The organism is Bradyrhizobium lupini (assembly GCF_040939785.1).
Classification (GTDB): domain Bacteria; phylum Pseudomonadota; class Alphaproteobacteria; order Rhizobiales; family Xanthobacteraceae; genus Bradyrhizobium; species Bradyrhizobium canariense_D.
Genome location: NZ_CP162553.1, coordinates 1,676,890 through 1,690,126, shown reverse-complemented (window position 1 = coordinate 1,690,126; position 13,237 = coordinate 1,676,890). Strand labels below are relative to the sequence as shown.

Genomic DNA, 13,237 nt, shown 5'->3' with positions numbered 1-13,237 from the left:
GCTGCGGGGAAATGGGTCGGGGCGAATGTTGCGGCTCCGACTTTGGATTACGGTGTGATTTTGAAGAGGGGCGGATTTTCCGCTGATCTGTGTGAGTACTCCGTTCAAAAGACCCGACGAACTCCGGCGTTTGCTGCAAAGCTGCCGGGGCTATTTCGTCACTGCCGCGATCTTCAGCTTGGCGATCAATCTGCTTTACCTGGCCGGACCGCTCTACATGCTGCAGGTCTATGACCGGGTGATCGCAAGCGCCAGCGAGATCACGCTGCTGATGCTCACGATCGCGCTGTTGATGGCGTTGCTGGCGCTGGCAGGGCTGGATGCCGTACGCGCCCGCGTGCTGACCCGCGCCAGCATTCGCCTCGACCAGACGATCGCGGCGCGCGTGATGACGGCGATCATTCATCGCTCCGCTGGCGCCGGCGGCGCGCGCAGCCAGCTGCTGCGCGATTTCGACACCTTCCGCCAGTTCGTCACCGGCATGGGGATCCATGCGATCTTCGATCTGCCCTGGGCGCCGATCTACATTGCCGTGATTTTTGTGCTGCACCCGTTCCTGGGGGCGTTCGCATTGGGCTGCTCCATCTTGCTGATTCTTATGGCCCTGTTTAACGAGTGGCGGGTCAAGCTGCCGTTGACGGAGGCCGGCGAGGCGGCTTCCCGGAGCTATAGCTTTACCGAGATGAGCCTGCGCAATACCGAAGTGGTGCGGGCAATGGGCATGACCGAAGGGCTGCTGAGGCGTTGGGCCCGTGATCGCACCCGCATGCTTGAACGGCAGGTCTCTGCGAGCGATCGCGCCGCCACCATGCAGAGCATGATCCGTTTTCTGCGGCTTGCCATGCAGTCGATGATACTTGGCCTCGGCGCCTATCTCGTGATCGAGCGACTTGCAACCGTCGGCGCCATGTTCGCCGCGAGCATTCTGCTCGGAAGAGCCCTGCAGCCGGTAGAGCAGATCGTTGGATCCTGGCGCAATCTTGTATCTGCTCGTGGAGCATTCCTGCGCATCCGCGAGCTCTTGAAAGCCGATCCCCAACGGGAGGTCGGTTTGACGCTGCCGCGCCCGCAGGGCCGACTCTCGGTCGAGGGGCTCTCCTATGTGCCGCCGTTTGGTTCGAAGCCCATCCTGCGCGGGGTATCGTTCGCAATCGAGCCGGGCGAAGTACTAGGCATCATTGGTCCTTCGGGCGCCGGGAAATCCACGCTTTCGCGTCATCTGGTCGGTGTGCTTGCGCCATCTGCTGGCGCGGTGCGACTGGACGGGGCGGACGTCTCGAGCTGGATCAAGACGTCACTCGGCCAGCATATCGGTTATCTCCCCCAGGATATTGAGCTGTTTGCTGACACAGTTGCCGTCAACATCAGCCGATTCCAGGAGGGCGAAGACAGGGAGGTGATTCTGGCGGCGCGGATGGCGGACGTGCACGAGATGATCCTGCGCCTGCCGGATGGCTATGATACGCAGGTGGGAGAAGGCGGCGCCATACTCTCGGGCGGTTATCGTCAGCGTATTGGTCTTGCCCGCGCCATCTTCGCCAATCCGAGCCTTCTCGTGCTCGACGAGCCGAGCTCCAATCTCGACGCCGAAGGAGACGCCGCGCTCGCCGATTGCATTCTTCAACTCAAGAAGCGCGGCACGACGGTGGTGATTATCTCCCATCGGCCGGCCACCATCGGCGTGGCTGACAAGATCCTGGTGCTGCGTGAAGGCGTCGTCGAGATGTTCGGACCGCGCGCCGAGATCCTGGCCCGTCTGACGAGGCCCGTACCGATCCACACGGTCCGCGAGACGACGGGTTAGGACATGGTCATGGCGCTGATGGAGTTTACAAGCTGGTCGAAACCACGCGCATTAGCGCCGAGCTCGACGACTGATCAACTCAGGAGCGGTGCACCGAGCGACTCGATTCGTCGCGTAGCACTCGCGGGATGGCTGATCATCGCCATCTTTTTCGGCGGATTCGGCACCTGGGCGCTGACGGCACCACTCAACGGCGCCGTGGTTGCAAATGCTATCGTAAAGGTCGACGGCAACCGCAAGAGCGTTCAGCACCTCGATGGCGGCATTGTCAGGGAATTGCATGTCCGAGAAGGGGAGCGGGTGCTGGCAGGCGATCTCCTGATCGTTCTGGACGATACGCAGGTCCGTGCCGAGTATGAGGTGCTCACACAACAATATGCCGTGCTTCGTGCAACGGAAGTACGGCTCCTGACGGAGCTCGATCATGGATCCGAGCTGGCCATGCCGGCCGATTTGAGGGCGCGCTCTGATGACCGCTACTTTAAGAGCGTATGGACCGGTCAGCTCAATCAGTTCGACAGTCGGCGAGCATCGCTTGACGGGCAACGAAGCGTCATTCGCGAGAAGATCAACCAGCTTGGGTCACAGATTGTGGGCGCCGAGGCACAGGTCAAGGCCTTCACCGATCAGATCAACTCGGTCCGCAACGAGGCAAAGGATCTTGCGCCGTTGGTCGAACGGGGCCTGATTGCGCGTCCGCGAATTCTCCAGCTGGAGCGGACGGCGTACGGTTTGGAAGGCCAGATCGCCGATACAAAAGCCGGTATCGCGAAGGCCCGACAGGCCATCGCCGAGCAAGAGCAGCAGATCGCCCAACTCGACAATGATCGGATGACAGATGTCACCAAGGACTTGCGTGACACGCAGGCCAGATTGCTCGAGGTCATTCCGAAGGCGTTGAGTGCAAAGTCGGTCCTGGGTCGCATGGAAATTCGGGCGCCCTATACCGGCCGGGTCGTGGGATTGACCGTGTTCGCCGTCGGCAGCGTCATCCAGCGCGGCGACAAGATCCTCGACATCGTACCGGCCGAGGACGCACTCACCATCGAAGCCCAGGTTGCGGTGGAGGACATCAGCGACGTACATCCCAATATGCGCGCCGAAGTCCATCTCACTGCCTACAAGCAGCGCATCGTCCCGATCATTCACGGCGACGTCATTCAGGTTTCGGCTGACCGCCTCACTGATCCCAAGACAAATGCGCCGTACTACACGGCCTTTGTCCGGATTGATCAGAGTGAGTTGGCGGACATGCCGAACATTCGCCTGTACCCTGGCATGCCGGCGACCGTTATGATCCCGACCGTCCAGCGAACCGCGTTTGATTACATCGTCGGGCCGCTCGCGATGTCATTCAATCAGTCGTTCCGGCAGAAGTAACCGGTCAAGCAACCGATGGACGAGGCAATCCAGTAGCGACGCCGAGCCGGACGACGAAGGATCAAATGGCCTCGTCCCGGAGGCCAACTTCGCTTGACGACGCAAATCGCTGCAAAAGCCAGAGGCCGAGGAGGTGCGGTGTGAGAGGCACGAGGCCATCAAGGCATTCATAGCGCTTACCGCACGGGCGATATCAACGGCTTACAGACGGCGCGCTAGGTCATCCGGCCGACCTCGCGAAATTTGATCCATGCACGCTGGTGTCGTCGCTGCATCCGCCGGACATATGCGAGTGGATTGAAAGGGTTGGATGCACTCCGACAGCTCATCGGCTTTGCATAAATATCGAATTTCCGAATAATCAAATTATACCGGCGGCCACCCGTAATAATCCGGTGATTCTTTAATGACTCTCAGCCAGCGCTCTGCCCAGGATTCCGATTGTTGGCCGGCTATCGTCTTTGTATTACGACGTTTTATCGATTTTTGGATTGTCACGACGGCGCGTTTTGCGGCGGTTAATTCAGGATGGCATTATATATTAAATATTGACGCTAATAAACATTTAATGGATAGTTTATCGCTGGCGGCCGGATATAATCCGCAGCCGCTGGAAGTTGCCGAGGTGTCTGCAAATTCATCTTGAAAGAAGGGATTCTTCCAATGTTGCAATATTACATCGAGACCAAGGAAGCGTTGAAGCGTCTGCGGACGGACCAGGATGGCGTGGTGTCATTCGAGTACATCATCGTCGCGGTTTGCATCGTTGGCGCAGTGGGTGCCGTGTTCGGTGGCGGAGCCGGTGGACAGATCGGGGCGGCGTTAACGACCGGGATCACCGCAATCACCACCGCTTTCACCACCGCGATCGCTGGTTGATACGGCCATCTTGGCGCCAGAGGGGGGCAATCCAAGCTGCCCCCCTCCCGCAGGAGTGCTCCCGCTAGTTTGCCTTCCACCTTTTTTGAACCGTGCATTTCATGAGTTGGATTGCTCCCACAGCCTCGACCCTGGAAATCCTGTTGTTGCTCTATGTCGCAACGATGGACGTTGCGACGCGCCTGATCCGAAACGAAATTTGTCTCGCGCTGGCGCTCCTCGGGATCGCCGGTCAGTTGCCTAGCCCGATTCAAGTCGCTGTGTCGCTGATCGCAGCCGCGATCCTCTTTCTGCTGCTTTTTGTCCTATACGCGCGCGGAGGAATTGGTGGCGGCGATGTCAAGCTGCTGGTTGCCCTGGCGGTTGGTCTCCCCCCGAGCGGCGTGATGCAGTTGCTAACGGTCACCGTGCTGGCCGGCGGCGTTCTTGCCTTGGGGCATCTGATGATGCGCCACCTGCCATATCCCAGGTTGGCACCCGCCGGATCGTCGCTCGTACGGCGGATCTACGCGATCGAGCGTTGGCGCCATTTGCGACACGCCCCGCTGCCTTACGGAGTTGCTATCGCATGTGGCGGTATCTGGACCATACTGAGCAAAGGATCGTGAAATGTCATCCGCGCTGCGTCTGTCGATCATCGTGGTGCTTTTGCTTGCAACCACAGCGTTCGGACTGATTGCCTATAGCATGAACCTGCCGAAGGCCACGCCTCCGGTCCCGGTACAGGTGACAGCGACGACCCTCGCGCCGGCGGCGCCGGCGACGGCCGGATACTTTATCGCGGTACGGCCGTTGCCGAGGGGGACGTTGGCCCGCGAAGAGGATTTCGCCGTGCGCGCGGTGCCGCCGGAGCGCGTTCCCCAGGGAGCTATCCTTGAAACCCCCGAGTCCAAGTCCGGACTTCCGGGGTCACTCATCCGCAACTTCGTCGAAGCGGGCAGTCTCATTACATTGCAGGATATCCTGCGTCCGCGGGATCGGGGTTTCCTCGCCAGTATCCTGGCGCCAGACAGCCGTGCCATCAGCATCAAGGTTGACGAGGAGGCCGGTGTCTCGGGCCTCATCAGGCCGGGCGATCACGTGGACGTCGTGTTGACCCAGGTTTTCGAGAAAGTCGATACCGCGCGTCGCGCCCTGAGCGAAACCGTTCTGCGCAATGTTCGAGTCATCGCGATTGATCAGGAGATCGTGCAGGGCGCGCGACCCATTAGCGGGATGGCAGGTAAGCAAACGCAGACTGTTTCACTGGAGCTTACGCAGGTCCAGGTCAAGAAAGTCACCGTCGCAAAGCAGCTCGGGACGCTCTCCTTGGCCGTACGCGCAGCAGTCGATCAGTGGGACAAGGCAGACACCGGCGCGATGTCGAGCTGTGATGTGTCGCCTGAACTTGCCCGCCAGTATGCAATTTCTGCACAGAGAACGGCAGTAGTCGTTCATTCAGGCGGTGAGGTCAAGCAATACACGGTCAGAAAGCAAGTGGAAGACGCTCTCGTCAGCTGCGATGGTGCATCGGATGCCGTAGGCCCGACTGCAACGGCGGTGGGTTACGATAACAGGTTGTCGGAGAAACGCTGATGAACATTGCCATAGCCACTCCGCCTGAAGAATCGACCTCAATCGTCACGCGTAACCGCATCGTCGGTTTCGTAAATGATGAGCTCAGCGCTGCGGCGTTGCGCAAGGGGCTCGAAGGCGCCAACCTCTCGATCAGGCGCGGCACGATCCGCAATGCCATACGGATGCTTGAAACCGACACCGACCTGTTTGCGCTGGTGGCAGACATCAGTGGCATCGATGATCCTTTTACTGAACTGGAAAGGCTGTCTGGCGTCTGTCCACCCGATGTCCGAGTAGCCGTGATCGGCGATAACAGGGAGATTACCTTCTACCGTGAGCTCCTGGAGCTCGGCTTGACGGAGTATCTGCCGCGGCCGCTCACGCGCGATATGGTGCTGGACAAGCTGCGCCCCAAGCTGCTCGGCGACGTGGCAGCCAACCACATCGATCGTGGCGGGCACGTGGTCTCGATCTGCGGGGCGCAGGGCGGCGCCGGCGCCACGAGCATCGCGATCAATCTGGCGCTGCAACTCGCCGAGACAACCAAGGCCAAAGTGGCGCTGCTTGATCTTCATTTGCAGGGCGGCGAGGCCGCCGTGATGCTGGGTGTTCGTCCCGGGCCGGGGCTGCGCATCGCTCTGGAAAATCCGATGCGGGCGGACACACTCTTCCTCGAGCGCGCGGCAATCGAAGTCAACGAAAGGGTTTGCTTGGTCTCGGCCGACGAGGACCTCGATGCGCAGCTCGAAATTACGGAAGCTGGCATACGACACGTGCTGGGTCTGCTGCGTCAACGGTTCAACTACATCGTCGTGGATGTACCCGTCCCGTTTCCGCCGTCGATCTATCCCGTGATTAAACTTTCCCGTCATGTGATGGTGCTGCTCGAATCCGAGGTGACCGGACTTCGCAATGCCCATGCGCTACGCGCCGCCGTGATCAACATCGCGGGCAAGGACCGGGTCTTTACCTTGCTCAACCGGGCCGGTCGTCCCGGGGGCCTGCCGAGGGCGGCGGTCGTCAAGGCGTTGGGTGCAGAGCCCGACATCGTCATTCCCGATCTCGGCAAGGGCATGACCGAGGCGCTCAATCTGGGCATTCCAGCTCTGAAGCACGTCAGAAAATTGCGGCGCCACCTGGCACCGATCGTACGGGAGATCAGCGGTGTCGCTGCTGAGCGGAGTGGCTGGTGGAGGAGGGTGCTCACAGCACATCTGCGATGAAAAAATTTGGTAGGCGTGAAGACGACGCACCAGCTCACATATCTTCATTGGCGACAAGCCTCCCTGCATCTGCGATGGGCTTGCCTTTGCCGCCGCTCAGCACGGCTGTATCCGCACCGAGCGTGCCGTCGCCCGCGCCAAGGCGCGACGAACCGCCGATCGACCAACCCATAATCCCGCCTTCGCTGCGCGAACGGGTAATTGAGCAGATCGAGCCATCGGTGGCCGCAACCGTCTCGCGGGAAGTTCTCCGGCGGCAGATTGAGGAGATCATCCATCAAATTGCCAACCAGGAACGGCTCGAGCTGTCGGGCCGTGAGCAGCTGCAGCTCGCAGACGAAATTGCCGACGACATGACGGGCTACGGGCCGCTCCGTCCGCTACTACTGGACCAATCGATCAACGATATCATGGTGAACGGTCCGAGTAATGTCTACGTGGAGCGAAACGGCAAGCTGGAACGAGTTGCGGTGCGATTCCGGGACAATGGTCACATTGCTTCCGTCGCTCAGAAGATTGCCGCGCAGGTTGGTCGGCGCGTCGACGAGTCCAGTCCGATGGTCGATTGTCGCCTGCTGGATGGCAGCCGGGTCAACATCATCCTCCCGCCGCTGGCGATCCATAGTCCGTGCATTTCCATCCGAAAATTTCCAAGCCGCCGTTTGGACATAGCCGGATTGATTGAAAACGGCTCAATGACCGCGGCCATCGGACGTTTGCTGGAGATCGCCGCCCGCTCGCGGCTCAATGTTCTGGTCTCCGGCGGTACCGGATCCGGCAAGACGACGCTCCTGAACGCTATGAGCCAGTTCATCGATCACACCGAACGCATTGTCACGATCGAGGACGCGGCGGAGTTGCAGCTTCAGCAGCCGCACGTGATCAGCCTGGAGACCCGGCCCCCCAGCCTCGAGGGCACAGGGCAGGTGACACAGCGCGATTTGCTGGTGAATGCCCTGCGCATGCGTCCCGACCGGATCGTCGTTGGCGAGGTGCGCAGTGCCGAAGCATTCGACATGCTGCAGGCGATGAACACCGGCCATGATGGTTCGATCTCCACGGTACACGCGAACAGTACCCGGGATGCCCTGACCCGCATCGAAAACATGGTGCAGATGGGACAGGTCAATCTACCGTCGCGCGCCATTCGAAGTCAGATCGTCGCTGCGCTGGATCTCATTGTGCAGGTCGAACGCATGCGGGACGGACAGCGCCGCATCATTCAGATCAGCGAGGTGATCGGCCTTGAAGGGGAGGTGATCACCACCAATGACATCGCAGCCTTCGAGTATCAAGAGGAGGATGTGAACGGGCGGATATCGGGCAGCTATAAGTCCAACCTTGCAACTCCGAAGTTCAAAAGCCGTCTTGTCTATTTCGGGCTAGATGGTGCTTGGGCCGAGGCCATGAGGCAAGTATGATGCTGGAGTCCGTGATCGTCACTGTTCTGGCCCTCGCGATGTGTGCAGCAGCCATCTCGTTGTGGCTCGACGCTCGGGAAAGACGCATCAATCGCCAGTTGGCGATTGCTCTGCCAACGTCGCATCCGGCTAACCTACCATCCATTCGCCGCTTGGAGACCGGGTCCCAGGCTCAGTTTCTCAATCGGCTGTCCAATTACAATCCCGATATACCCTACGTGTTGCATCCGGCCTATGTGCTGCTCGCCGGTGCATTCGGAGCAGCAGCGATCCTTTATGCGAACAGCCAGCTGGGATATTCCCTGGTCTACGTGTCCATCGTCGCCGCAATCACGGCCATTATTGTGATACGAGGCCTGTTTGGATGGCAGAAACGTCGGTTCGCTCTTCAGCTTTTTCGACAGCTGCCTGACGCGATCCAGCTGGTGACAAGTACCGTGCGATCAGGCCTGCCTGTGCAGGAGGCATTTCGTGCCCTCGCGCGCGATATGCCGCAGCCAACGGCTGGGCAGTTTGCCATCGTATGCAGCGAAGTGAATCTGGGTAGACCTCCAGAGGAAGCTGTCCAGGCTGTCTATCGGCGAACTCAGGTGGCGGAGTATGCGATCTTTGCGGTGACACTTGCCGTTCAGATGAAGTCCGGTGGCAGCCTGGCCGAGACCTTGCAGAACCTGGGAGACACTGTCAGGCAACGTGTTGCGCTGGCTGCTCGCGCCAAGGCACTGGCGGGAGAGGTGATCTTTTCCTCACGAGCGCTGACGGTCTCGCCATTGATTGCAGGTGGGGTCCTATACGCAGCCAATCCGCAAACCGTCGATCTGTTGTTCACCGATCCGGTCGGAAACAAGCTGCTGGTCTACGCAGTCGTTTCGGTGCTTGTTGGAGCCCTGGTGATAAGTTGGATGGTCAGAAGGGAAACAGCACTATGACCTCTGGTCTCAGTCTGGTGGCCCTCGCAGTCGTGGCTGGGACTGCGTCCTGCATGTTGATTATCCGCGAAATACACGTTCGTACATTGGACGCCCGGGTGTCGAACGCTGTGATGGGCGTTGCTGGCCAGTCTGCCCCCTTCCAGGATGTGACCGGTTGGTTTTCGTCACTCGGCATGCGGTATCGTCGCTTCTATGCTGAGGAAAATCTGGATCAGCTACGAACCATCCTTCAATCATCAGGTTTCAATCATCATCGAGCCTTGCCGACCTGGATCGGTGTCAAAGCCGTCAGCATGGCCCTCTGCCCGATCATCGCCGGGTGTGTCGCTCAGCTTTTCGGGAAGGCACTGCTGGATGTGCTGGTCTTCACACTTATTGGCGTGGCGATCGGCATTTTAGCGCCGCGATTGATACTGGCGGTGCTGAAGCGGCGGTTTGATGCCGCCATTCGACTGGGCACGCCGGATATGATCGATTTGCTGGTTGTGTGCAGCGGATCGGGAATGGGCCTGGAAAGCGGGCTGGCACGCGTAGCGCAAGAAATGCATGAGACCAATCCTGCTATAGCCCGGGTCATGAGCGGCCTTCTTGATGATCTCCAGAATCCTGCCAAGGCGCAGCGACGCATTCGATAAACTGGGATCTACGTCGGATGGGCTCCGCCGGTTCGGACTCATGGTCGCCCAAAGCCTGCAATACGGAACGCCGGTGGGCCAGGCTCTGCGGAGTGTCGCTGTCGACCTCCGGCGCGAACGTATTACCAAGCTTGAAGAAAGAGCACACAAGTTGGGCGCCAAGCTGACTATTCCGATGGTGTTGTTCCTGCTTCCAGCCATGTTCGTCATTTTGGGAGGAAGTCCCATTCTGCACCTCGTGCGTTCGTTCGCCAGCTTCGGTAAGTAGCCATGAGCACGATTGCCCTGTCGAAAACCTCCTCTTACGATCGGACGATGCAACTGTTCGGCGGCATGTGGTTCATGTTGCTGGCGCTTGGCGTCGCCATCAAGATCGGATCGTCGGCTCATGATCCCTGGCCGTCGCTCCTGTCGAGTGTTTGCCTCGCTGTCTTCTACGTGCTCCTGGCGCTGTTGATCATCACGCGGCCTCCGGCGAAGGCGCAAGCGAACGGCCGTCTGCCAAGGATAGCGGCGTTCGTCGGTACCTACATGCCGTGGACGATCGCCTTCTTCGGCGAAACCGACAAGGCGTTACCAAACCTGGCGTCCACCGCGTGCGTGTTGATCGGCATGATCATGATGCTGGTCACCATCCGACATCTTGGCAGGTCGTTCAGTCTGGTGCCACAGGCGCGCAACGTGGTGCAAACGGGCCCGTATCGGTGGATCAAGCACCCGCTCTACCTTGCGGAGGAAATCGCCGTGTTGGGCGTGGTGCTGAGAAGCCCGACGCCGCTGACAGCGGCCTTGCTCGTCTTGCATATCGGCGTTCAGGTTTGCCGCATTTATTACGAAGAGGACCTGCTTCGTCGCAACTGCCCGGAATATTCCGGTTACGAAGCATCGCGCTGGAGAGTGGTCCCTTACGTTTGGTGAGTGCTGTTCCGGTCGGAGACCGGAAGGGTGAGTATCGGTGGAGGTCAACTCATGAGCCACAAGAAGTCGTTGATCGTGGATCAACGCGGCGCCGTCGGGCTTGAGGCCATGATCGTCTACATTTTCTTGGCGTCGTTCCTGCTTGTGCCGCTCGCCGACCTGGCTGCTGCGGGCTTCCAGTTTATCTCCGCATGGAGCGCATTGCGCTCCTTCGGGCAGTATGTGCAGTACGCTAATCCGCTCGCCCCTGACGGCACGGTGAGCTGGAAGACAGGGCTACAGACCACAGTCGCAGGTCATGCGATCAGCAACCTTCAGGTTTTGTGCGGCGACGCAGGGGCCACCTGTTCGCCGAGCAATCTTGCTTCTCCAAAGTACATTACATTTTCGACAACCGTCACTTTGGCCCCGCTTGGGGCACGCCCGCCTTTTGTGGGTTCGCTGCTGTGTCCGACCACCTGCACGTACACGCTGCGTCACTCAGAACGCTTCCAGTAGGGTGTTTCCATGCGTGATCTGCTCCGTTCCCAACGAGGTTCCGCCGCATTAGCAACAGTCATCGCTCTCGTGCCGCTCATCGGAGTAGTCGCGATCGGGGCCGAGGCCGGATCGTGGTACGTCACCCGCCAGCACGCGCAGAACGCCGCGGACTCGGCGGCCTATTCGGGCGCATTGCGGCTTTCATGTACGATGGCGGGCGCGGCCTGCGAAACCCAGACAGTGGATTATCGCGGCAAGGAATTCGCGGCACAGAACGGGTTTTGCAACTACAGTCCCAACGACGCTACCGGCTATCCGGGGAGAAACTGTCCGACGAGCCTACCGACCAGAACCTCGCGGGCCGTGCAGATCGATATCGGCGATTACAATGCGGGCGCGTTCACAACGCCACCTGCAGGCACCGGCAATGCCGTTCGCGCCAGGGTCAGCCAGCAACAACCGGCGTACCTGGCGGCAGTGCTGGGTTTGACAACCGTCAACATCCCCGCCCAAGCGATTGCCATGGTTCAGCAGCCGACAAAGGCCTGCGTCCTGGCGCTTGGACCTGACTCAGGCGCGCTCAAGCTTGCTGGCAACCTCAGCAACAACGGAACCGGCTGCGCGCTGATGTCGGATAGCAGTGTTCAACTTGCCAGCACTCCAACGTTCACCGGCTCGGGATGGGCAGTTTATGGTGTAAGTGGCTGCACCCCCACGGGCAGCTGCAGCAATGTCAGCGTGCCGCACAACTATTTCATGACGTACGCTAGCAATCCGCTCAGCAAACTGGACACCGCATCGTTTAACAGCAGGACGGGCAATACAAGTATGCCCTGCACCCTTCAGGCGGATGGGTGGAAGCATTGCGCGCCCAATAGCGCGGGGACTGGAGCTTACGGCAATTTCACGGTGCAGAATGGCGACAAGTACGTTTTGGATCCGGGAACATATTTCTTCTACAAAGCAAATATAAAGATGACCGGCGGACAACTGAAAGGCGCAGGCGTAACCCTCGTCTTGCTCGGAGACTCGCAGCTCACCATCAACGGGGGGACGGCTGATCTCTCCGCACCTGCCACTAACACCTTCTCCTCTGATCTAAATGGCGTCTTGATTGATGATCAGGCCCCGAGCAAGACCAGCAACAAGGTCACTATAAACGGCGGCGGCCAGGTTAGCCTGGGCGGGGCTATCTACTTTCCCAAGGTCGACGTTAGCTGGGCCGGTACGACTTCAAGTGCGAATACGACCTGTTCGCAAGTGATCGCCAAAACGATCGACATGAGCGGTGGCGGCTACCTCAGCACGCAAGGCTGTGCGCCGGCCACCATCATTTACACCCAAGTTGTCGCTTTGGTGCAATGATGAGAAAGCTCGACAATCGCGGTATCGCGCCCTTTGAATTCATCGTGGTGTTCGTGGCGCTTTTCACATTGATGTTCGTCATCTTCGATCTTGGGCGCTATGCCATCACGATGCAATCCTTGCGGACGCTTGCGAGTGCTGGCGCCCGTGCGGTCATGATCAGCTGCTATACGCCTGCCTTGCTTCAAAGCCCGCCGCAGTCGCCGGCCGGCTGCACCGGGGATCCCCTGTCCACCGCCGCCAAGAAGAACGCGGCTCCCTTCCTGTTTTTCGGAGGTCTGACGCCAACGCTGACCGTGGGGGCCAACAGCAACAGCTTGAGTGTTACAGCTTCCCAAGCAAAGTTTACGATGCTGATGCCCATATGGGGCACAGCGCTCAATGCGCCGAGCGCCTCCAACCAGATTCCCTTCTAGGGGCGAATATGGCAGCACGCCTGACATGTTTCGCCCGACAGCGCTACGTGGCCACGCCGTTCGGGCGTCCGCTTTTCGATCGGGGATCAAGAAGTTGGTCGAGTTTGGTCAAACGCGCGGGTGCAGAATTTCACCAGAGGATTTGCACTCGGCCAAGCGAATCTCCGAGCGTGCGACCGAATGTCCTTCGATAGCAAATGCCGCGACGCAAGCGCGCGCCAATTGCA

15 protein-coding genes are annotated in these 13,237 nt (G+C 59.5%); all 15 read left to right on the top strand.

What is annotated here, in order from left to right; all coding sequences use genetic code 11:
* Nucleotides 1-91: 91 nt before the first annotated feature.
* The 15 genes from AB3L03_RS08265 (at nt 92) to AB3L03_RS08195 (ending at nt 13,010) form a co-directional block, all read left to right on the top strand.
* Nucleotides 92-1,804 carry a type I secretion system permease/ATPase gene (locus tag AB3L03_RS08265; RefSeq protein ID WP_368508424.1) on the top strand — a complete coding sequence of 571 codons (1,713 nt, stop codon included), beginning with the start codon at nt 92-94 and terminating at the stop codon, nt 1,802-1,804.
* 9 nt (nt 1,805-1,813) lie between these two features.
* Entirely contained in the window at nt 1,814-3,184 is a 1,371-nt protein-coding gene (locus AB3L03_RS08260) for an HlyD family type I secretion periplasmic adaptor subunit (RefSeq protein WP_204513902.1), read from the top strand.
* Between the two features lie 406 nt (nt 3,185-3,590).
* Nucleotides 3,591-3,830 (top strand): hypothetical protein, encoded by a 240-nt coding sequence (locus AB3L03_RS08255; protein ID WP_204513903.1) that lies wholly within the window; start codon nt 3,591-3,593, stop codon nt 3,828-3,830.
* A 17-nt stretch (nt 3,831-3,847) separates the two neighbouring features.
* Complete coding sequence (locus tag AB3L03_RS08250; RefSeq protein ID WP_018458240.1) at nt 3,848-4,063, top strand: hypothetical protein; 216 nt, start codon at nt 3,848-3,850, stop codon at nt 4,061-4,063.
* Nucleotides 4,064-4,164: 101 nt separating this feature from the next.
* Entirely contained in the window at nt 4,165-4,671 is a 507-nt protein-coding gene (locus AB3L03_RS08245; protein ID WP_162496568.1) for a prepilin peptidase, read from the top strand.
* Nucleotide 4,672: 1 nt separating this feature from the next.
* Nucleotides 4,673-5,638, top strand: a complete 966-nt coding sequence (cpaB, locus tag AB3L03_RS08240; RefSeq protein ID WP_018458242.1) for a Flp pilus assembly protein CpaB — start codon at nt 4,673-4,675, stop codon at nt 5,636-5,638.
* The gene (locus tag AB3L03_RS08235) at nt 5,638-6,843 is read left to right on the top strand and encodes a Flp pilus assembly protein, ATPase CpaE (RefSeq protein ID WP_018458243.1); all 1,206 of its coding nucleotides are present in this window, start codon (nt 5,638-5,640) and stop codon (nt 6,841-6,843) included. The genes cpaB and AB3L03_RS08235 overlap by 1 nt, the downstream gene beginning before the upstream one ends.
* Entirely contained in the window at nt 6,840-8,264 is a 1,425-nt protein-coding gene (locus AB3L03_RS08230) for a CpaF family protein (RefSeq protein ID WP_204513904.1), read from the top strand. Before AB3L03_RS08235 ends, AB3L03_RS08230 begins: the two co-directional genes overlap by 4 nt.
* Nucleotides 8,261-9,193, top strand: coding sequence for a type II secretion system F family protein (locus tag AB3L03_RS08225; RefSeq protein WP_368508423.1), 933 nt, complete (start codon nt 8,261-8,263; stop codon nt 9,191-9,193). The genes AB3L03_RS08230 and AB3L03_RS08225 overlap by 4 nt, the downstream gene beginning before the upstream one ends.
* A gap of 53 nt (nt 9,194-9,246) precedes the next feature.
* Nucleotides 9,247-9,831, top strand: coding sequence for a hypothetical protein (locus AB3L03_RS08220; protein WP_368508422.1), 585 nt, complete (start codon nt 9,247-9,249; stop codon nt 9,829-9,831).
* 40 nt (nt 9,832-9,871) lie between these two features.
* Nucleotides 9,872-10,099 (top strand): type II secretion system F family protein, encoded by a 228-nt coding sequence (locus AB3L03_RS08215; RefSeq protein ID WP_368508421.1) that lies wholly within the window; start codon nt 9,872-9,874, stop codon nt 10,097-10,099.
* Between the two features lie 2 nt (nt 10,100-10,101).
* Nucleotides 10,102-10,749, top strand: a complete 648-nt coding sequence (locus tag AB3L03_RS08210; protein WP_018458248.1) for an isoprenylcysteine carboxylmethyltransferase family protein — start codon at nt 10,102-10,104, stop codon at nt 10,747-10,749.
* 51 nt (nt 10,750-10,800) lie between these two features.
* Entirely contained in the window at nt 10,801-11,247 is a 447-nt protein-coding gene (locus AB3L03_RS08205) for a hypothetical protein (RefSeq protein WP_051113041.1), read from the top strand.
* 9 nt (nt 11,248-11,256) lie between these two features.
* On the top strand, nt 11,257-12,594 hold the full coding sequence (locus AB3L03_RS08200; RefSeq protein ID WP_026233541.1) for a TadE/TadG family type IV pilus assembly protein: 1,338 nt from the start codon (nt 11,257-11,259) through the stop codon (nt 12,592-12,594).
* Nucleotides 12,591-13,010 carry a TadE family protein gene (locus AB3L03_RS08195; RefSeq protein ID WP_018458251.1) on the top strand — a complete coding sequence of 140 codons (420 nt, stop codon included), beginning with the start codon at nt 12,591-12,593 and terminating at the stop codon, nt 13,008-13,010. Before AB3L03_RS08200 ends, AB3L03_RS08195 begins: the two co-directional genes overlap by 4 nt.
* The last annotated feature ends 227 nt before the right edge of the window (nt 13,011-13,237 follow it).